Below are 17558 nucleotides of genomic sequence, written 5' to 3'. Positions count from 1 at the left end.
GCATTCTCGCCCCTACCCTTCCACGAGCACGCAACAGGAGGCCCTACCGTGACCACCGCCACGCCACAACCGCAACTTCAGCGCACCTTGACCCGCGAGCTTTCGCAGCACGAGGGCCAGACCGTCAAACTCCAGGGCTTTTTGCACGCCCGCCGCGACCTGGGAGGCGTGCAATTTTTGGTTCTACGGGACGTGTCCGGCGTCGCCCAGTGTGTGGGCAGCGGCCTGACACTGCCCCTCCCGGAGAGCAGCGTGGAGGTGGTGGGTGCAGTGAAGGCCCATGCAAAGGCTCCCGGCGGCTTCGAGGTGCAGGTGCAGGCATTCCGGGTGTTGACCGCCGCCGTGGAGCCGCCCCCCGTCGAGATTCCCAAGATGGAGTGGAACGTCAACCCCGAGACCATGCTCGACTACCGCGTGGTGACCGTGCGGGGCCTCAAGGAACGCGCGGCCCTCAAGGTCCAGGCCGAGCTGCTGGCGGCCTTTCGCGACCACCTCATCAACGAGGGCTTTACGGAAATCAGCACGCCCAAGATCGTGTCGGCGGGAGCCGAGGGTGGGGCCAACCTCTTTCCCATCGACTACTTCGGGCATCCCGCCTACCTCGCGCAGAGTCCGCAGCTGTACAAGCAGATTATGGTGGGCGTGTTCGAACGCGTCTTTGAGGTCGCGCCCGTCTACCGCGCGGAGGAACACGCCACCAGCCGTCACCTCAATGAGTACCTCAGCCTGGACGTGGAGATGGGCTTCATCGAGTCGGAGGAGGACGTAATGGACCTGGAAACGCGCGTGTTGGCCGCCATCATGACGCGGCTTCGCGAACGTGCCCAGCCCGAACTCGCCCTCCTCGGCGCGACGCTGCCCGAGGTGCCCGCCCATATTCCCCGCATCACGCTGATGGACGCACGGCAACTGGTGACCGAGAAGTACGGCCACGCGGTGGGCGGCAAGGACCTGGACCCCGAAGCTGAGAGATTGCTCAGCCAGCACTATGCTGAGACTGAGGGGACCGATTTCGTGTTCGTGACCAAGTACCCCCGCGCTGCCCGGCCCTTTTACGCGCACCCTGAGCTGAATGCAGACGGCACTCCAGACCCCGAATACACGCGCGGCTTTGACCTGCTGTTCCGGGGCATCGAGATCACGTCGGGCGGCCAGCGCATCCACGACCACGCCATGCTTCTGGAATCCATCGCGGCGTACAAGCTCAACCCGGCGAGCCTGGAGGGTTACACCGAGGTTTTCAAGTACGGCATGCCCCCCCACGGCGGCTTCGCCATTGGAGCCGAGCGCCTGACCGCCAAGTTGCTGGGCATTTCCAACGTACGCTACGCGCGGGCGTTCCCGCGTGACAGGCACCGGTTGACGCCCTAAGCGGCTGCGCCGCTGCCTCAGGGTCAAAAAGTCTAAGGAGCTAAGGCGGATGGGCCTGCCGCTTCCTGCGCCCCTTAGACTCTCCCCCAATGAAACAGTTCGCCCAGTTCACCGTGTCTCGTCAGCGTCTTTACGGCATGCTCGAACTTCCAGAGGGAGAAGCGCCCGCGTCCGGCTGGCCGAGCGTGGTGGCCCTCCACGGTTTTACCGGCAGCCAGAGCGGCGACCACCGCCTGCTGCCGCTGCTGTCGCGCTTTTTGGCCACGCGGGGCATCGCCAGCCTGCGCTTCGACTTCCGGGGCAGCGGCGAGTCGGACGGCGACTTTTCCGAGATGACGGTGGCGCGCGAGGTGGAGGACGTGGAGGCGGCCTTCGAGTATGCGCGCCGCTTGCCCATGCTGGACCCGGAGCGGGTTATGCTGCTGGGCTTCTCGATGGGGGGGCTCGTGGCAGCCCTCGCGGCCGAGCGGGTGCGGCCCCACCGCCTCGCGCTGTGGGCCCCCGCCCTGCCGGAGTTGTGGCTGCCCTTCCTGCGCGGCGGGCATGTGCCGCCCACCATCCTGGATTACAACGGCTGGCCGCTGGGGCGCGACTTCCTGGTGGAGATGCCGCGCGTCAGGCCCCTGGAGGCGGCGGCCCGCTGGGGCGGCGTGGCCCGCGTGTTTCACGGCGACGCCGACGCCACGGTTCCGCCCGGGATGGGCGTGCGCTACGCCCAGGCCCTTGGCTGTGACGCGGTGGGCATTCCAGGAGCCGGGCACACCTTCGAGTCACTGGAAGCCGTGGAGACGCTGTACGCGGAGACAGCGCGGTTCCTGACCGGGGGATAGTGCGGGGAGGGCCAGCCTCGGTTTCCCAAGCGCCTTCTCGCAGGCCCCTCCCCACAGCCTGCGCTTCAACCGAGCTCCGCGAAATCCTCTTCCCAGAAATCCAGTTCTCCGCGTTCCAGGGTGGCGGCGTGCGCGCGCAGTTCCACCCGGCGAATCTTGCCGCTGATGGTTTTGGGCAGTTCGCGGAAGGCCAGGCGGCGAATGCGCTTGTAGGGCGCGAGGCGTTCGCGGGCAAAGCGCAAGATGTCCAGCGCCACCTCGCGCGCAGGGGCGTGCCCCGGCACCAGCACCACATACGCCTGGGGCACGCTCAGGCGCTCGGGGTGAGGACTCGGCACCACCGCCGCCTCTGCGACGAGCGGGTGTTCGATCAGCAGGCTTTCAAGTTCGAAGGGGCTGATGCGGTAGTCGCTGCTCTTGAACACGTCGTCGGCGCGCCCCACGTACCACAAAAAGCCGTCCTCGTCGCGACGGGCCACGTCGCCCGTCGGGTAGTACGCGCCTCCCAGCACCTCGTGCGTTTTGGCCTCGTCGCCCGCGTACCCGGCCATCAGGCCCAGGGGGCGGGCCGAGAGGTCCAGGCTCAACTCGCCCTCGTCTGCTTCCTGTCCGTCCGGGCCGATGAGCGCCACCCGGTAGCCGGGAAGGGGCCGCCCCATGCTGCCGGGCTGGACGGCCTGCCCCGGCGTATTGCCCACCTGCGCCGTCGTTTCCGTCTGCCCGTAACCGTCGCGGATGGTCAGGCCCCAGGCGCGGCGCACCACCTCGATGACCTCCGGATTGAGCGGTTCGCCCGCCCCGACGAGTTCACGCAGGTGGACCCTGGCTGCCGAGAGGTCCTGCTGAATCAGCATTCGGTACACCGTCGGGGGCGCGCAGAGGGTGGTGACCTGGAGGCGCTCCAGCAGTTCCAGCACCCGCCGGGCACCGAAACGCCCGTTAAACAGCACCGCGGCGGCCCCCACCGTGAGCGGCGCGAAGAAACTGCTCCAGGCGTGCTTGGCCCACCCCGGTGAACTGACGTTCCAGTGGACGTCCCCGCGCCGGAGCCCGATCCAGTACAGCGTGCTGAGGTGCCCTGCCGGATAGCTCGCGTGGGTGTGGGTCACCAGCTTGGGCCGGCTCGTGGTGCCCGAGGTGAAGTACAGCAGCAGGGGATCCGAGGCCTGCGTCACCCCTTCCGGCGCGAAGGTGTCGGCCTCGCCCTGCGTCCCGGCGAAGTCTGTCCAGCCTTCCGCCGGGCCGACACTCAGGCGCTCGAAGCCGCCCAGTCCGCTGAACTTGCCCGTTTCTCCCGCCTCCACCAGGGCAAAGCGTGCGCCGCCCCGTTCAAAGCGGTCTTGCAGGTCTTCGGGGGTCAGCAGCGTGGTGGCGGGAATCACCACCGCGCCCAGTTTCATGCAGGCCAGAAAGGCAACCCACAGTTCCGGGATGTTGGACAGCATCAGCAGCACACGCTCGCCGCGCCGTACTCCCCGCGAGCGCAGGAAGTTGGCCGCGCGGTTGGACCACGCCTCCAGTGCTGCGTATCCCAGGTGCCCGCCGTCCCACACCAGCGCGGGAGCGTCTCCCAGCTCCCGCGCCAGCGGTGCGAAGTGGTCCAGCGCCCAGTTGAACTCGCCCAGCTCGGGCCAGTGAAAGTCGCGCGTGGCCCCCTCATAATCCTCGCGGTGGGCGAGCAAAAAGGCCAGGGCTTCCCGGTACGCCCCCGCGCCCGCCGTCACTCCTTGCGTCATGGTGCCTCCTCCAGACCCGCATGATACGGAGGCTCGCCGCCGCTACAATCCTCTCTGTCAAATCGGAGGGCGTATGAACAAGGTGTATGGGAGCGCCGGGGAGGCGCTCAGCGGGGTGGTGGAGGACGGGCAGACCATCGCCGTGGGGGGGTTTGGGCTGTGCGGAATTCCGGAGCAGCTGATCCTCGCGCTGCGGGACAGTGGGGTCAGGGGGCTGACCGCGGTGAGCAACAACGCGGGTGTGGACGGCTGGGGCCTGGGGCTGCTTCTCGAGACCCGGCAGATCTGCAAGATGGTCTCCAGTTACGTGGGCGAGAACAAGGAGTTCGAGCGCCAGTATCTTGCCGGCGAGCTGGAGCTGGAGTTTACGCCGCAGGGAACGCTGGCCGAGCGGATGCGCGCGGGTGGAGCCGGCATCCCGGGGTTTTACACCAGAACGGGTGTGGGCACGGTCGTCGCTGAGGGCAAGGAACACAAGGACTTTGACGGCGAGACGTACATTCTCGAGCGCGGCATCGTCGCGGATGTGGCGCTCGTCAAAGCCTGGAAGGCGGACCGGGCCGGAAACCTGGTGTACCGCAAGGCGGCGCAGAACTTCAATCCTATGGCGGCCACCTGTGGCCGCCTGACCGTCGCCGAAGTCGAGGAACTCGTCGAGATCGGGCAGCTGGACCCGGACGAGATCGACACCCCGGGCATCTTCGTGCAGCGCGTGGTGCTCAACCCAAATCCCGAAAAGCGCATCGAGCAGCGAACGGTCCGCAAGGTGGAGGCCCGGGTGGGCAGCGCAGCCGGAGAGGAGGTCTGAAATGCCCTGGACAAGGGAAGAGATGGCGGCCCGCGCCGCCCAGGAACTGGGAGACGGCTATTACGTGAACCTCGGAATCGGTCTGCCCACGCTGGTGGCCAACCACATTCCCGAGGGGGTCAACGTCTGGTTGCAGTCCGAAAACGGACTGCTGGGCATCGGTCCTTTTCCCACCGAGGAGGAGGTGGACCCGGACCTGATCAACGCGGGAAAACAGACGGTAACGGCCCTGCCCGGCGCGAGCTTTTTTTCCAGCGCCGACTCCTTTGCCATGATCCGGGGAGGCCACGTGAATCTGGCGATTCTGGGGGCCATGCAGGTCAGTGAGGGGGGAGACCTGGCAAACTGGATGATTCCGGGGAAGATGGTCAAGGGGATGGGCGGGGCGATGGACCTCGTGGCGGGGGTGCAGCGTGTGGTGGTGCTGATGGAGCACGTCGCCAAAGGGGAGGCGCACAAGATTTTGCGCGCGTGTTCGCTGCCCCTCACGGGCAAGGGCGTGGTGGACCGCATCATCACCGACCTCGCCGTGCTGGACGTGACCCCAGAAGGGCTCCAACTCGTCGAACTCGCCCCAGGCGTCTCCCTCCAGGAACTCCAAGCCAAAACCGGCGCCCAGATTCACCCCTGACCCGGTTTTCGCCTGTTCCTGCTGGCTGGCCTGTGGGAATGGGTTGAGGGCTGTGGCAGGACTTCAGAAACAGGCCGCCCACCTCTTTTTTCTGTGGGGAGTTGGCTGTGGGCGGTTTCTTCCTCCTCCTGAGGTGGCCCGTGCCCGCTGCCAGCCGGGTGGAGCGCCGCCGCATCCCAGATATGCCGGTGGTGGGCGGCTCTATTCTGGCCATGACGCTGCTCCTGGCACCTGCGCCCGCATTGCGCCCACTCGCTCTGCGTACCTTGCCTCTCCGTCACCGTTTTTCCTGCTTGCTCCGCTTGGGCTGAACCAGGAGCTACATACGGATCAACCGGAATCCTGATGCGTGAACGTCTCTGGAAACAGGGGAGGGGTGACACCTCTTTGCGCTCCCGGGCAGGGAGCGTTTCCCGTTGTTGCCGGACTCCTCAGCAGCGTGAAGCTGAGCGCTGCGCCCTTACCGTGCAGTGCCGGTTCCGACGAAGTCCTGCTCGCGGTGCATGCGCTCAAAGACCATGCACCGCTTGTCCGCGTGTCTGGGACCGAAGCCCACGCCGTTGTCGCGCACGCAGACCCGGTGGCAGTCGCCCTCTTCCTCGGCCCACATCTCCATGCGCGGGACGGTACGAAGGCGTCCAGGACTGCGTTCTCCCCGGTAGGGGGAAAGGTGCGCCGGGCGAAGCTTCGGGCGACATTGAACTGCACCACCTCCACCGCCTGACGCCCGCTGCCGGCAGCGGGGCGTCAGGCGGTGGGCGAGACGCGCGCCCACACGGGGGCACCGGGCTTCAGGGTCACGCCCGCCACCAGCCCAGTGGGACCGCCACCCGGCACGTCAAGCGTGAAGCCCCGCAGCACCAGCGCCGAGATCAGCGTGGCTTCCATGATGGCGAGGTGGTTGCCGATGCACATCCGAGCTCCCGCTCCGAAAGGCATGAATGCGTCGGGCACGCGCTCGCCCGTGAGCCAGCGCTCCGGTAAGAAGGCGTCGGGCCGTGGCCAGAAGCGGGCGTTCCGGTGCAGCAGGAAGACGTTCACGCTGGCTCCCTGTCCGGCGGCGAGGGGCACACCACGCACGGTAACGGGTTGGGTGGCTTGCCTGGGAAGGAGCCATGCGGGAGGATACAGCCGCAGCGCCTCCTGAATGCAGGCGTTCAGGAAGGGCAGGCGGCGCATGTCGGCGGCGGTTGGGGCGCGGTCTTCCAGCATTTCCTGGACTTCCGCCGCTGCCCGTGTCCTTACCTCAGGGTGCCGCGACAGTTCCAGGAACAGGAAGGTCAGCAGCGTCGCTGTCGTCTCGTGGCCGGCCAGAAAGAGGGTCATCGCCTCGTCGCGCAACTCGGCGTCGCTGAGGCCGCCCCGCCCCTCCTCGTCGCGCGCGGCAATCAGCATGCCCAGCAGGTCATGCCCCCCTGCGCCCGCCGTCCGGCGCTCGCGGATGATGCGGTGGATGAGCTGGTCCAGGGCCTGCTGCGACGCCTTCTCCCGTTGCCGGGCGGGGGTGGGCAGGTCCCAGTCCACCAGCGAGCGGATGCGGTTGGCCGTGCTCGTCAGCAGTGGGGGCAGCTCGCGCTCCACCACCGCGAGGTCCTCGTCGCGCAGGGCCGTGCCGAACAGCACCGTCGCGACCGCGCGCAGCGCCACGCGCAGCATCTCGGAGCCCACGTCCACCTCTGCGCCCGACTGCGCTGCCCTCGCCAGCTCCCTCAGCATCGGTTCTGCCGACGCCACGATGTCTCCGGCCATGCCCTCCAGCGCCGAACGGTGAAACGAGGGCTGCATCAGTCGGCGGTGCCCACGCCATACCTCGCCCTCCGCCGCGAGGAGGCCCGTACCCAGAAAGGGCTCCATCTTCTGGATGCCCCGCCCCTTGCGGAAGCTCGCGGCCTTTGTAACGAGCACTTCCCGCGCCGCCGCCGGATCGGCCACCACCAGCACCTCCTGGCGACCGAAACGGATGGGAAACACGTCGCCGTAGGCGGCGCGCGAGTGGCGCAGAAAGCCGAGCGCGTCCTGCCGGAGCTGGGGCAGGTGGCCCAGTAGGGGATGACCGCGCGGCCCTTCGGGACGTTGGAGATCAGGGAGGGGCAGGGGAACCGTCATGACCCATGCTACGGCGGGGAAGGCGGAACGGTGAGGTCCAGACGCATTCGGGGAAGCCGACGATCTGGAAACACGCTGGAGGGCCCTCGCCGACGCGCTCGGTGCCCGCGCGGGGGTAGAAGGTTTTCGGCGTGCGCACCGCTGTCGATCAGCAGAAACCGGCCCCCACGACGCGGGCCCGGTGGGTCAGTTGATTCTGCAGCAGCCGTCCTAGCGCTTTGGGGCCACAAACAGGTAAGGTGCAGCCCCCCTCCGTCCCGCGCAGGTTGACGAAGCCCAGAAGTTTCCCCACTCGCCGGCGGTGTCAAAATGAAGTGGCGATTTCTTTGGCCGTGGCGGACAAATCCTTCCGGCAGGTCTCCAGAAAAGCCGCGCCGTACCCCCAGTGCGTTTCGGAGCGCAGGGCCAGATGGCGCGCCGCACCTTGGGCACAGGCCGGGGCGCCGTCCAGACGGCACAGCCGATCGACTCTCGGCCCCTCGCGCCCCTAACGGGCGTTTGTTAGACTGTCGGTGCACATGACGCAGCCTGACTCCGGCGCTCCGGCGCAGTCCACAGGAGGGTCCACCGGTTCTCAACCGGTCTGGGCCGACGCCCTCGCCCGCCTCGCTGCCGATCAGGCCCGCGTCCACGCTGGGGGCGGCTCAAAAGCCCAGCAGCGTCAACACGACAAGAACCGCCTGACTGCCCGCGAACGCATCGCCCGGTTGGTGGACCCTGGCACCCCGTTCGATGAGCTGATGACCTTCGCGGGCTGGGGCATGTACGAGGACGTGGGGGGGTGCCCCTCCGGCGGCACCGTTACGGGCATCGGCATCGTCGCGGGCCGCCCCTGGATGATCATCGCCAACGACGCCACCGTGAAGGCGGGGGCCTTCTTTCCCATCACCGCCAAAAAGGTGATCCGCGCGCAGACGATCGCCCTGGAAAACGCGCTGCCCGTGGTGTACCTCGTGGACTCGGCGGGTGTGTATCTGCCCATGCAGGACGAGATCTTCCCCGATCAGGACGATTTCGGCCGGGTGTTTTACCTCAACGCCCGCATGAGTGCGCGTGGCATTCCCCAGATTGCCGCCATCATGGGCAACTGCGTGGCGGGCGGCGCGTACCTGCCGGTGATGTGCGACACGCTCATCATGACGGAAGGTTCGGGCCTGTACCTCGCTGGACCCGCGCTCGTAAAGGCCGCCATCGGTCAGGTGGTGGACAGTGAAGAACTCGGTGGGGCGAGCATGCACTCGGCCATCGCCGGCACGGTGGACTACAAGGAACCCGATGACGACGCGGCCCTGCGGCGGGTGCGGGCGCTCGCGGACCTCTACGCCCAGGGCGAGGTTGCGCCTTGGGCCCGGCGGCGCGCGGAGGTGCGCGGAGCCCCAGCCCGTGACCTCACCGAACTCGTGGGCTTCGACGGCTCCAAGACCTACGACGTGCGCGAGCTGATCACGTCCATCACCGACGGTGGCGAGTTCCACGAGTTCAAGCCCGAGTACGGCGAGACGGTGGTATGCGGCTTTGCGCGGGTGGGCGGCTACCCGGTGGGCTTCGTCGCCAACCAGCGGACCGTGATCAAGAAGAAGCTCAAGTCGGGCGGTGAGCCGGGGCTGAGGACCCGCATCGAGGTGGGCGGCGTAATCTACGGCGACTCGGCAGACAAGGCGGCACGCTTTATCCTCGACGCCAACCAGGCGGGCGTGCCGCTGGTGTTCCTCAGCGACGTGACCGGCTTTATGGTGGGCCGCGACAGCGAGCAAGAAGGCATCATCCGCCGGGGAGCCAAGCTGGTCAACGCCGTGTCCAACAGTGTTGTCCCCAAAATCACCATCATCACGGGCGGAAGCTTCGGGGCCGGAAACTACGCGATGAACGGCAAGGCGTATGCGCCCCGCTTCCTCTTCGCCTGGCCCAGCGCCAAATACGCCGTCATGAGCGGCAACGCGGCGGCAAAAACCCTGCTCGACATCCAGCTCGCCGCCCTCAAACGTGCCGGACACGAACCCGACGACGAGGAGTTGCAACGCCTCTACGCCGAGGTCAAAGCCAAGTACGACACCGAACTCGATCCCCGTTACGCCGCCGCCCGGTTGTGGGTGGACGAGATCATTCCCCCGAACGACACCCGTCCCCGCCTGATTCGCGCCCTGGAAGCCTGTGCTGGAAATCCCCAGCAAGAAGAGCTGCGGGTGGGCGTGTTTCAGGTCTGACGCAGCGGGCGGAAGCGCAGAGGCCCTCTGCGCTTCCGCCCCAGCATTGCGCCGCCCTCAGCCCTTTGCTCTCTGCTCCCCGGAGGTAATTCCCATGACCAGCAGCACCCTCATCCCCCCCAGCAACCCCAACACCCACCCCATGAACGATGACCAGCGCACCATCATCTCGGCCCTGCGGAGCTTCCTGAAAAACCGTGTGGAGCCGGGAGCCGCCGAGCGGGACCAAACGAGCGAGTTTCCGATGCAGATCGTCAAGGAACTCGGCGAGATGGGCATCATGGGGGCGCAGACGCCGGAGGAGTACGGAGGCGCTGGCCTGGACACCGCCACCTTCGCCATGATCATTGAAGAAGTCGCGGCGGTGGACGGCTCGCTGTGCCTGACCGTCGCCTCGCACAACAGCCTGTGCCAGGGCCATATCCTGATCGGCGGGACCGAAGCCCAGAAGCGCAAGTTCCTCCCCGACCTCGCCTCCGCGAAAAAGCTGGGCGCCTGGGGCCTTACCGAACCCGGCAGCGGTTCGGACAGCGGCGGGATGCAGTCGCGCGCCGTGGAGCAGCCTGACGGCAGTTGGATACTGAACGGCTCCAAGAACTTCATCACCCAGGGCAGCGTGGGCGGCACCTACGTGATCCTGGCCCGCACAGACCCCGCACGAGAGGGCAAGGGCAAGAATGATGGCATCAGCGCTTTTGTGTTCAACCGCGACGAGGTGCAGGGCTTTTCCATCGGCCGCAAGGAAGACAAGCTGGGCCTGCGCAGCAGCGACACGGCGCAGCTGATCTTCGGGGATATCCAGCTGCCCGCAGACGCCCTGTTGGGCGAGCGCGGCAACGCCTTCAAGGACGTGATGCGCGTACTGGACGGCGGGCGGGTCGGTATTGCGGCAATGGGCCTGGGTCTGGGCCGCGCGGCCTATGAGTACGCCGCGCGCTACACCATGACCCGCGAGCAGTTTGGCAAGCCCATTGCGCACAACCAGGCCCTCGCCTTCCGCCTGGCAGACATGGACACGCAGCTCGAAGCGGCCCGTTTGCTTATCCGCAAAGCCGCCGATCTCAAGGACGCCGGGCAGAACTTCACCGTGCCCGTAGCCCGCGCCAAGCTGTTTGCCACCACCGTGGGCGTCCACGCCTGCGACGAAGCCATCCAGATGCTGGGCGGTTACGGCTACATCAAGGAGTACCCCGTCGAGCGCTACTGGCGCGACAACCGCCTGACCCGTATTGGGGAAGGCACCGACGAGGTGCAGCGCTTGGTGATCAGCCGAGACATCCTCAAGCGCTTCGGATCGTAAGTGGGGACAACGGGGGAGGAGCGCGGTGAGGCTCCTTCCCCACCCGTTCCATGACGTTCATCAGTGGAGATGGTCATTCTCGTTCAGCAAATGACAAGCCAGTACTTATGCTGTCCTGATGTCTCGTGCGCCGACGGTTCCCTCTGCGTGTTGTGCTGGCTCCCTCTGGAGCCCAGGCATTCTCGTTCGTGTTTCCCGGCACCCTCCCAGGCTTTAACAGCCGCGCCGCTGAAAATACCCTCGCCCCGGACGGCTCCATCGCCCAGGTGCTGAAGAAGCAAAACGCCGGGTGTGACCGGGTGGCGGTGTACGAGGATCAGGATGGGCGGGCCACGACCCTGGGCCTGATGGGGTGGCTGGCCGAGCGCCACCTCACCCCCAAGGATTTCGCCCGGACCTCCCAGGGGCGCTTCAGTTCAGCTGCTGGCGCGCAGCGTCTTGGGGGCCGTCCTTGGGCGCACGCCCAGACGGAAAAACGCCCCCGGATCCCCCATTTCCCCCGCTGCATCGTAAGCTCGGGCGCATCTGTCCCGCCCTGGGCGCTCTACACTGGGCGGCATGAAGGGCCTGCGTGAGTTGATCGACTGGCTGCGCGAAGCGCTGAGAGGTGCGCCTCAGCCGCAACCGGTGCCCATTCCCGTGCGCGTGCGTGATCGCCGCTAAGCGGGGTTTATCCTTCCTCTGCCTCTGAACGCTCACCCTTACGGGTGGGCGTTTTCCTATGGCCCGGTCCTGGTAGAGACGGCAACCCGACCTCTCCACCATACCGCGCCCTGTGAGCGCGCGCTGTGTGCGGCTCGCCTGACTTTCACCTGATCTGGAGCCTAGAGTGAATTCCCGGAGCAAACCATCCTCCGGGAGAAACGGAAAGAGGTGAAGCCGTGCATATCTACAAGCTGTCAGGCCGGAATGTGGACGTGACCGACGCCATGCGCGATTACGTGGAGGAAAAGCTCTCGCGGCTCGACCGGTTCAGTGACCAGATTACCGACGCCCGCGTGACCCTGACCGTCCGTGACGTGCGAGACGCTGGACGCCGCAACCGCGTCGAGGTGCAGCTCAATGTGCCCCACGGCATCATCCGCGCCGAGGAACACCACGCCGACATGTACGCCGCCATCGACCGGGCAGGCGACGTGCTGGAGCGTCAGCTGCGAAAATTCAAGACCAAGTACATGCGTCACCGCCAGGACGCCCTGCCCCAGCCCGAGCCGGGCCTGGCCGAGGCCGACGTAAACGCCGGGGTAGACGACGTGGCCGAGTTCCGTCCCGAGATCGTCCGCACCAAGCGTTTCGACGTGCGTCCCATGAGTCCTGAGGACGCTGTGACGCAGATGGAAGCGCTGGGGCACGATTTCTACGTCTTCAAGAATATGGATTCCGGAGGCTGCGGCGTGGTGTACCGCCGCCGCGATGGGCATTACGGCCTCATCGAGCCGAGCTGAAGCCGGAGCAGCGGGAGGGGCGGGAGAGCGGTGGGCCCTCCCGCCCCTCCCTTTGTACCCTCATTCTTCTCTCACGGCGCGGGACGCTTGCCTTCGTCCATCTGCTACGCTGGGGTGTTGATGATCGTGCATGTGGTCAATCCCGGGTCCAGCAGCGTAAAGCTCGCCTGCGCCGATATTCAGCCCAGCGAGAACGCCGCACTGCCTGGACAGCTGCGCGTCAGCCTGGAGCGTGCCGAGGTGCCCCTCGCAGCTCCGCCGGGGGACCCGGACCCCGCAGCCCTGACGGCGGCCATCCTGGAGCTCACGGCAAACTGGCCGGTACCTGAGGCGATTGTTGCCCGGGGCGGATGGCTGGGGCGGGTGGCGGCGGGCACCTACCGCGTGACTCCGGAGCTGGCTGAATACGCTGCGGGAGATGGGCGTGACGGCCTGGGGAGCGTGCTGGCCCTGCACCTCGCGGGGGTACGGAGGGTGCCGGCCTTTGTGGTGGATCCCCAGAGTGTTCAGGAACTGTTGCCCGAGGCGCGGGTCACGGGGGTGCAAGGGATGGACCGCGAGGCGCGCTTTCACGCGCTCAATGCCCGGGTGGTGGCGCGCCGGGCAGCCTACGAGGTGGGCAAGCGGCTGCAAGACGCCCGTGTGGTCGTCGCCCACCTGGGGGCCACCACCAGCGTCACGGCCTTCGATGGGGGACGGGCCATCGACACGACGGGCACGGGCCCGGACGGCGGCCCACTGGGTGCGCTGCAAGCGGGTCCACTGCCCACCACGGCGCTGCTGCGGCTGGCTGGGGACCGTCCCCGGGCGGAGGTGTTGCGGCAGCTCAGTGCCGAGAGCGGCTTTCTGGCCCTGACCGGCAGCGCCAACCTCCGCGACCTCGAAGCCCGTGAGGCCACGGATCCGGCGGTCCAGTCGGCGCTGGGCGCCTTCGTGCATCAGGCCTGCAAGGCCATCGGAGAGCAGTGCGCGGCCCTGCCCGCCCGCCCGGACGCCCTCGCGCTGACGGGGGGCGCGGCCCGCTGGGAGGCGCTGGTGGACCGCATCGAGCGCCGCCTGAGCTGGATCGCGCCGGTTATCATCGTGCCGGGCGAACTGGAACTCGAAGCGCTGGCCGAGGGCGTGGGCCGGGTATTGCTGGGGTTGGAAGCGCCGCGAGAGTGGGCGCCGCCCGCCGCAGAGACGGCCTGAGATGGGCCGCCGTTCCCCGCGTCAGCGCGGCCACGCCCCCGAACCCATTCGGGCCACGAGCATGTGGCGTGTGGACCAGATCTTTCTCAGCCGCCGGGGAATGCGCATTGAGGTCACGTGCTCCCTCGTGAATGACCGGGGCGGCCTGCGTAACCTGTCCCTGGTGGCTCCCACCGAGGACCCGGCCCAGGCCCTGCGCCACGCCGCGCGCTTCGTGGCAGGCAAGGGCAACGTTTCCACGGCCTGGCAGGCCCGCGTGCGCTGGACGCGCGAGCAGGCCGTGACCCTGCAAGACGAGCTGATCCGCGATGAGGACCTGGAGGACGAGTTTCAGGACGCTTTCGAGGAGACCCTGCAGGAGGTTCGGGACCGAATGCGGTGAGGTGGGCTTCGGGGGCAGCGGCAGGGAGGGCAGAGGGCCAAACGCAGAAGGCGCGAACCCCACGCATTCGGTGGTTCACGCCTTTCGGGAGGAGAGGTTTTTACAGCAGTTGCGCCAGGACGCCGCCCAGCAGCGTGAGGGCCAGCACCCCGGCCATCACCGCCCCCAGGTGGCGGGGTGCAATCGGCGTGAGGTTCCCAGGAGTGTCCACGCCCTCCGCCCGTCTATGGCGCGGGGCAAAGGTGCCGCGCACCGCCCGCGTCACGCCGCCCGTCCGTGGCGGCCATCGCTGTGCAGGGTACCCAGCGCGGCCTTGAGGTGCTTGTACACCTCGCGCTGCAGGTCGAGGTCCTCAGGCATCTCGTAGCGCAGCTGCTCCATCGCCTGGACGAGGTGCGCGCCGCCGGGGGACCGTTCGTGATCGGGGCGGGCCCATTCGGGCAGTTCGGGAGCGGGGCTCGCCTCACGCTTGGCGTCGTTCCAGTCGGCCCACTGCTTGGGCAGGTCGTAGAGGTAACGCCCGATGCCGAACTGCACCGCGCAGCGCTTCAAGGCGTCGCTGGACGCAGCCTTGAGGGTGCCGTAATCGCCCTCGCCGGCCTCCCCGATATCCTCGCGGGTGACGCCCAGCACGGTCAGGCGCCCCTTGACCGTCGGCGTGGTGGTGCCCGAGATCACTTCGATTTCAAAGGTCCAGCCGTCGGGGCAGATGGCGTCGAGACGGTCTTGCACGGCGCGGGCGTCCACGTACGCCAGCAGCAGGGCGCGGGTGCGTTCCTTGTTAAATGCCTGGGGCTTCCAGCCCACCAGGTGAGCGGGAAACGGAGCCTGGAGTCGTTTCTGTACATCGCTCAGCTTCATGGATTTAGTCTATAACAGAATGTAATTCTGGTCAAGACAGAATGCCCGGCTGAAGAAGGGGCGGTCGGCAAAAAAGGAGCGCGTTCTGGCGCATAAAAAATGCTCCCGGCAGGAGCCGGGAGCGTGGAAAGCGGCGGCTTTACTGCGCTGAGATGCCCGTCTGCTGGTAGATCCAGTTGATGTAGCCGTTTACCCGGGTGTAGATGCCGTAGCCGCGGCATTCGGCAGGTCCGTAGCTCACGATGCCCAGCACGTAGAACTTACTGTTGTAGCGCGCCGCCAGCGGTCCGCCGCTGTCACCGTTGCAGCTGTCCTTGCCCTGGTAATACTTGCCGCAGATGGTGTTGCCGGGACGGCTGCCGCAGTCGCTGCCGGTGGGCGTGATGGGAATGCTCACCTCGCGCAGCGCCCGGTTGCTATAGGTGCCGTTTTCGGTCAGGCCCCAACCGCTCACGGTGGCGTACTTGCCGTTGACGTCCAGCACCGACTCGGCGCCGCTGCCGGGCAGCGCGGCGGTCTGCACCGTGCTTCCCATGGTAAAGGCGGTTCCGACGCGAATGAGCGCGATGTCGTAGCCGCTCTCGGCCCCGCTGTAGTAGGGATGGATGATGATCTGGCTGGCGGTGCGCAGCTGCCCGCCGCTGGTTGTCAGGTCGTTGATGCCGGCGCGGACGCGCATGCTGCTGGTGCTCTGGCCCTCCACGCAGTGCGCCGCCGTCAGCACCCAGGTGGAGCTCAGCAGGGTGCCGCCGCACCAACCACCGCTCATCTGGTTGTAGGGCGTGACGCTGACCTGGTAGGGCCGGTTGGTCGTGTTCGTGACCGTGCCGTACACGATCTGATCGCTCAGGCCCGCGAAGGCCTTTTCGCTTCCTGTCACCGTCTGGCTCTCGGTGGGCAGGGATGCTGGGGCAGGGGCGGTGGAGCAGGCGGAGAGGGTGACGGCGCCGAGGGCAAGCAGGGCAGGGAAGAAGTTCTTCATCGAGACCTCTGGGGATAAGACGTGCGGGGCGGCTTGCGGCAAGGGGAGACCCGCCGCTTCACCGGAGCGAGGCGGCGGGTCCGCGGACTTACTTCGTTTCGGTCAGGGTGTACGAGCCGCCGCCGGAGTAGGCGTAGACCTCCCAGCGGTAGGTGCCGCTGCCGGCCGCGTAGTTGATCGCCTCGCTGCTGGTGCCGCCCTCACTGGCCGCCACGTCCACCCAGGAGGAGCCGTTGTACTTCTGCAGGTACAGGTCGAAGTCGGTGCCCGAGGGGCCGCTCAGCGTGCCCTTGAGGGTCCCGCCCGCGTACGAGAAGCCGCCGGTGCCGGGCTTGTAGCTGCTGGTGCCCTGGGAAACGCTGCCCGTGTAGTTCGTGGTGGTGCCGGGTGTGGGCGTGGGCGTGGTGCTGCCGCTGCCCGTGAACAGCAGGCGGTTGGGGCTGCCGGTGCCCACGCTGCTGATCTTGCCGGTGCTGGCGTTATTGATCAGGGCGCTCGCCACCTGGCTGGGGGTGTAGGAGGGGTTGGCCGCCAGGACCAGGGCGGCGCCTCCCGCCGTGTGGGGCGTTGCCATGCTGGTGCCGCTGATGGTGTTGGTGGCGGTATCCCCGGTGTTCCAGCTGCTGGTGATGTTGGTGCCGGGCGCGAAGATGTCCACGCAGGTGCCGTAGTTGCTGAAGGTGCTGCGCACGTCGTTTCTGTCGGTGGCGCCCACCGTGATGGCCGCGGCCGCCCGGGCGGGGCTGGAGGTGCAGGCGTCCTTGTTGTCGTTGCCGGCGGCCACGGCCATCACGAGGCCCTTGTTTACCGCGCCGGTCACGGCGTCGTCGGTGGCCTGGCTGGCCGTGCCGCCCAGGCTCATGTTGGCGACGGCGGGGCCGCTGCGGTTGCTGGCCGCCCAGTTGATGCCGGCGATCACGCCGGAGTTGGTGCCTGAGCCGTCGCAGCCCAGCACCTTCACGGCGACGAGCTTCACGCCCTTGGCCACGCCGTAGGTGCTGCCGCCGACTGTGCCGGACACGTGCGTACCGTGACCGTTGCAGTCGGTGTTCTGGCCGTCGCCCGTCTGGTTGGTGCCCCACACCGCCCGGCCACCGAACTCGCCGTGCGTGGTGCGGATGCCCGTGTCGATGATGTAAGCGGTGACGTTGCTCGCCGTGGTGCTGTAGTTGTAGGTGCTGTTCAGAGGCAGGTCACGCTGGTCGATGCGGTCCAGACCCCAGGTCGCGCCGCTCTGGGTTGCCAACGTGTGCATCCGGCCGTCTTGCTCGATGTACTTCACGCGCTTGTCCGAGCGCAGCGTCTGCAGGTTCTGGGCGCTGAGCTTGGCCGCGAAGCCGCTGAGGGCCTGGGTATAGACGTGCTGCACGGTAACGCCCTGGGGATCAAGGCCCAGCGCCGTGATCAGTCCGCCCGCGTCCTGCGCGCTGAGATTGGCGGGCGCGGCCCCGTCGGAGAAGACGACGATGTACTGCCCGGGAATGGCTTCGGGGTTCTCAGTGCCCAGCAGCGGGGCCGTTCGGGCGTTGCTGCGGACGGGGGCACTGGCCTGCTCAGCGGGCGTGGTGGCCGAGGGGGCCTGCTGACCGCAGGAGGCGAGGAACAGGGTAAGAGCCAGGGTGCCAAACGCGAGACGTGAGTTCATCTGAACCTCCGGGGCAGCTCCCAGAGGAACTGACCTGTTGCCGAGCTGAAGTTTTTCCGACAGGGA

Annotated in this window: 17 protein-coding genes; 10 read left to right on the top strand and 7 right to left on the bottom strand. The window is 67.3% G+C overall.

The features are described 5' to 3' along the window. Positions 1 to 48: 48 nt before the first annotated feature. Together aspS and B9A95_RS23000 are read left to right on the top strand one after the other, a co-directional pair. Positions 49 to 1371 carry an aspartate--tRNA(Asn) ligase gene (gene aspS / locus B9A95_RS23005; RefSeq protein WP_084049401.1) on the top strand — a complete coding sequence of 441 codons (1323 nt, stop codon included), beginning with the start codon at positions 49 to 51 and terminating at the stop codon, positions 1369 to 1371. An 89-nt stretch (positions 1372 to 1460) separates the two neighbouring features. Then, positions 1461 to 2201 carry an alpha/beta hydrolase family protein gene (locus tag B9A95_RS23000; RefSeq protein ID WP_084049400.1) on the top strand — a complete coding sequence of 247 codons (741 nt, stop codon included), beginning with the start codon at positions 1461 to 1463 and terminating at the stop codon, positions 2199 to 2201. Between the two features lie 65 nt (positions 2202 to 2266). On the opposite strand, the gene B9A95_RS22995 is transcribed toward B9A95_RS23000, so the two are convergent. Further along, the gene (locus tag B9A95_RS22995) at positions 2267 to 3937 is read right to left on the bottom strand and encodes an AMP-binding protein (RefSeq protein WP_084049399.1); all 1671 of its coding nucleotides are present in this window, start codon (positions 3935 to 3937) and stop codon (positions 2267 to 2269) included. A 73-nt stretch (positions 3938 to 4010) separates the two neighbouring features. Between B9A95_RS22995 and B9A95_RS22990 the strand changes: the two genes are divergently transcribed. Further along, positions 4011 to 4745, top strand: coding sequence for a CoA transferase subunit A (locus tag B9A95_RS22990; RefSeq protein ID WP_084049398.1), 735 nt, complete (start codon positions 4011 to 4013; stop codon positions 4743 to 4745). A gap of 1 nt (position 4746) precedes the next feature. Beyond that, on the top strand, positions 4747 to 5376 hold the full coding sequence (locus B9A95_RS22985; RefSeq protein WP_084049397.1) for a CoA transferase subunit B: 630 nt from the start codon (positions 4747 to 4749) through the stop codon (positions 5374 to 5376). 460 nt (positions 5377 to 5836) lie between these two features. Here the strand turns inward: B9A95_RS22985 and B9A95_RS34100 are convergent, their stop codons facing one another. Both B9A95_RS34100 and B9A95_RS22980 read right to left on the bottom strand, forming a co-directional pair. Beyond that, complete coding sequence (locus tag B9A95_RS34100; RefSeq protein WP_170928756.1) at positions 5837 to 5992, bottom strand: ATP-binding protein; 156 nt, start codon at positions 5990 to 5992, stop codon at positions 5837 to 5839. 131 nt (positions 5993 to 6123) lie between these two features. Further along, on the bottom strand, positions 6124 to 7482 hold the full coding sequence (locus tag B9A95_RS22980) for a cytochrome P450 (RefSeq protein WP_084049396.1): 1359 nt from the start codon (positions 7480 to 7482) through the stop codon (positions 6124 to 6126). Positions 7483 to 8000: 518 nt separating this feature from the next. Between B9A95_RS22980 and B9A95_RS22975 the strand changes: the two genes are divergently transcribed. The 6 genes from B9A95_RS22975 to B9A95_RS22950 all read left to right on the top strand — a co-directional run bounded on the left by B9A95_RS22975 (position 8001) and on the right by B9A95_RS22950 (position 14004). Then, positions 8001 to 9686, top strand: a complete 1686-nt coding sequence (locus B9A95_RS22975) for an acyl-CoA carboxylase subunit beta (protein WP_084049395.1) — start codon at positions 8001 to 8003, stop codon at positions 9684 to 9686. Positions 9687 to 9780: 94 nt separating this feature from the next. Then, complete coding sequence (locus B9A95_RS22970; RefSeq protein ID WP_084049394.1) at positions 9781 to 10986, top strand: acyl-CoA dehydrogenase family protein; 1206 nt, start codon at positions 9781 to 9783, stop codon at positions 10984 to 10986. Positions 10987 to 11138: 152 nt separating this feature from the next. Continuing rightward, positions 11139 to 11561, top strand: coding sequence for a hypothetical protein (locus tag B9A95_RS22965; RefSeq protein ID WP_139806954.1), 423 nt, complete (start codon positions 11139 to 11141; stop codon positions 11559 to 11561). A 306-nt stretch (positions 11562 to 11867) separates the two neighbouring features. After that, complete coding sequence (gene hpf, locus B9A95_RS22960) at positions 11868 to 12431, top strand: ribosome hibernation-promoting factor, HPF/YfiA family (protein ID WP_084049392.1); 564 nt, start codon at positions 11868 to 11870, stop codon at positions 12429 to 12431. A 120-nt stretch (positions 12432 to 12551) separates the two neighbouring features. After that, a complete protein-coding gene (locus B9A95_RS22955) occupies positions 12552 to 13622 on the top strand; it encodes a butyrate kinase (protein WP_084049391.1) in 1071 nt (356 codons plus the stop codon). Between the two features lies 1 nt (position 13623). Next, positions 13624 to 14004, top strand: coding sequence for a hypothetical protein (locus tag B9A95_RS22950; RefSeq protein WP_084049390.1), 381 nt, complete (start codon positions 13624 to 13626; stop codon positions 14002 to 14004). Between the two features lie 100 nt (positions 14005 to 14104). On the opposite strand, the gene B9A95_RS34095 is transcribed toward B9A95_RS22950, so the two are convergent. From B9A95_RS34095 to B9A95_RS22935, 4 genes are all read right to left on the bottom strand, one after another. After that, positions 14105 to 14269 (bottom strand): hypothetical protein, encoded by a 165-nt coding sequence (locus tag B9A95_RS34095; RefSeq protein ID WP_170928755.1) that lies wholly within the window; start codon positions 14267 to 14269, stop codon positions 14105 to 14107. Then, the gene (ddrA, locus tag B9A95_RS22945) at positions 14266 to 14865 is read right to left on the bottom strand and encodes a single-stranded DNA-binding protein DdrA (RefSeq protein ID WP_084049389.1); all 600 of its coding nucleotides are present in this window, start codon (positions 14863 to 14865) and stop codon (positions 14266 to 14268) included. Before ddrA ends, B9A95_RS34095 begins: the two co-directional genes overlap by 4 nt. Positions 14866 to 15004: 139 nt before the next feature. Continuing rightward, positions 15005 to 15847 carry a serine protease gene (locus B9A95_RS22940; RefSeq protein WP_084049388.1) on the bottom strand — a complete coding sequence of 281 codons (843 nt, stop codon included), beginning with the start codon at positions 15845 to 15847 and terminating at the stop codon, positions 15005 to 15007. An 88-nt stretch (positions 15848 to 15935) separates the two neighbouring features. Further along, the gene (locus B9A95_RS22935; RefSeq protein ID WP_084049387.1) at positions 15936 to 17492 is read right to left on the bottom strand and encodes a S8 family peptidase; all 1557 of its coding nucleotides are present in this window, start codon (positions 17490 to 17492) and stop codon (positions 15936 to 15938) included. Positions 17493 to 17558: the final 66 nt, after the last annotated feature.

It is taken from the genome of Deinococcus hopiensis KR-140 (assembly GCF_900176165.1).
GTDB classification, from domain to species: Bacteria; Deinococcota; Deinococci; order Deinococcales; family Deinococcaceae; genus Deinococcus; species Deinococcus hopiensis.
The sequence above is the reverse complement of the archived record's forward strand: the minus strand, read 5'-3'. Positions and strand labels throughout refer to the sequence as shown.

Excerpts from the sequence above, each read along its gene's own strand:
- B9A95_RS23000 (WP_084049400.1), top strand. The coding sequence starts at position 1,461 with ATGAAACAGTTCGCCCAGTTCACCGTGTCTCGTCAGCGTCTTTACGGC.
- B9A95_RS22995 (WP_084049399.1), bottom strand. The coding sequence starts at position 3,937 with ATGACGCAAGGAGTGACGGCGGGCGCGGGGGCGTACCGGGAAGCCCTG.
- B9A95_RS22990 (WP_084049398.1), top strand. The coding sequence starts at position 4,011 with ATGAACAAGGTGTATGGGAGCGCCGGGGAGGCGCTCAGCGGGGTGGTG.
- B9A95_RS22985 (WP_084049397.1), top strand. The coding sequence starts at position 4,747 with ATGCCCTGGACAAGGGAAGAGATGGCGGCCCGCGCCGCCCAGGAACTG.
- B9A95_RS34100 (WP_170928756.1), bottom strand. The coding sequence starts at position 5,992 with ATGGAGATGTGGGCCGAGGAAGAGGGCGACTGCCACCGGGTCTGCGTG.
- B9A95_RS22980 (WP_084049396.1), bottom strand. The coding sequence starts at position 7,482 with ATGACGGTTCCCCTGCCCCTCCCTGATCTCCAACGTCCCGAAGGGCCG.
- B9A95_RS22975 (WP_084049395.1), top strand. The coding sequence starts at position 8,001 with ATGACGCAGCCTGACTCCGGCGCTCCGGCGCAGTCCACAGGAGGGTCC.
- B9A95_RS22970 (WP_084049394.1), top strand. The coding sequence starts at position 9,781 with ATGACCAGCAGCACCCTCATCCCCCCCAGCAACCCCAACACCCACCCC.
- B9A95_RS22955 (WP_084049391.1), top strand. The coding sequence starts at position 12,552 with ATGATCGTGCATGTGGTCAATCCCGGGTCCAGCAGCGTAAAGCTCGCC.
- B9A95_RS22950 (WP_084049390.1), top strand. The coding sequence starts at position 13,624 with ATGGGCCGCCGTTCCCCGCGTCAGCGCGGCCACGCCCCCGAACCCATT.
- ddrA (WP_084049389.1), bottom strand. The coding sequence starts at position 14,865 with ATGAAGCTGAGCGATGTACAGAAACGACTCCAGGCTCCGTTTCCCGCT.
- B9A95_RS22940 (WP_084049388.1), bottom strand. The coding sequence starts at position 15,847 with ATGAAGAACTTCTTCCCTGCCCTGCTTGCCCTCGGCGCCGTCACCCTC.
- B9A95_RS22935 (WP_084049387.1), bottom strand. The coding sequence starts at position 17,492 with ATGAACTCACGTCTCGCGTTTGGCACCCTGGCTCTTACCCTGTTCCTC.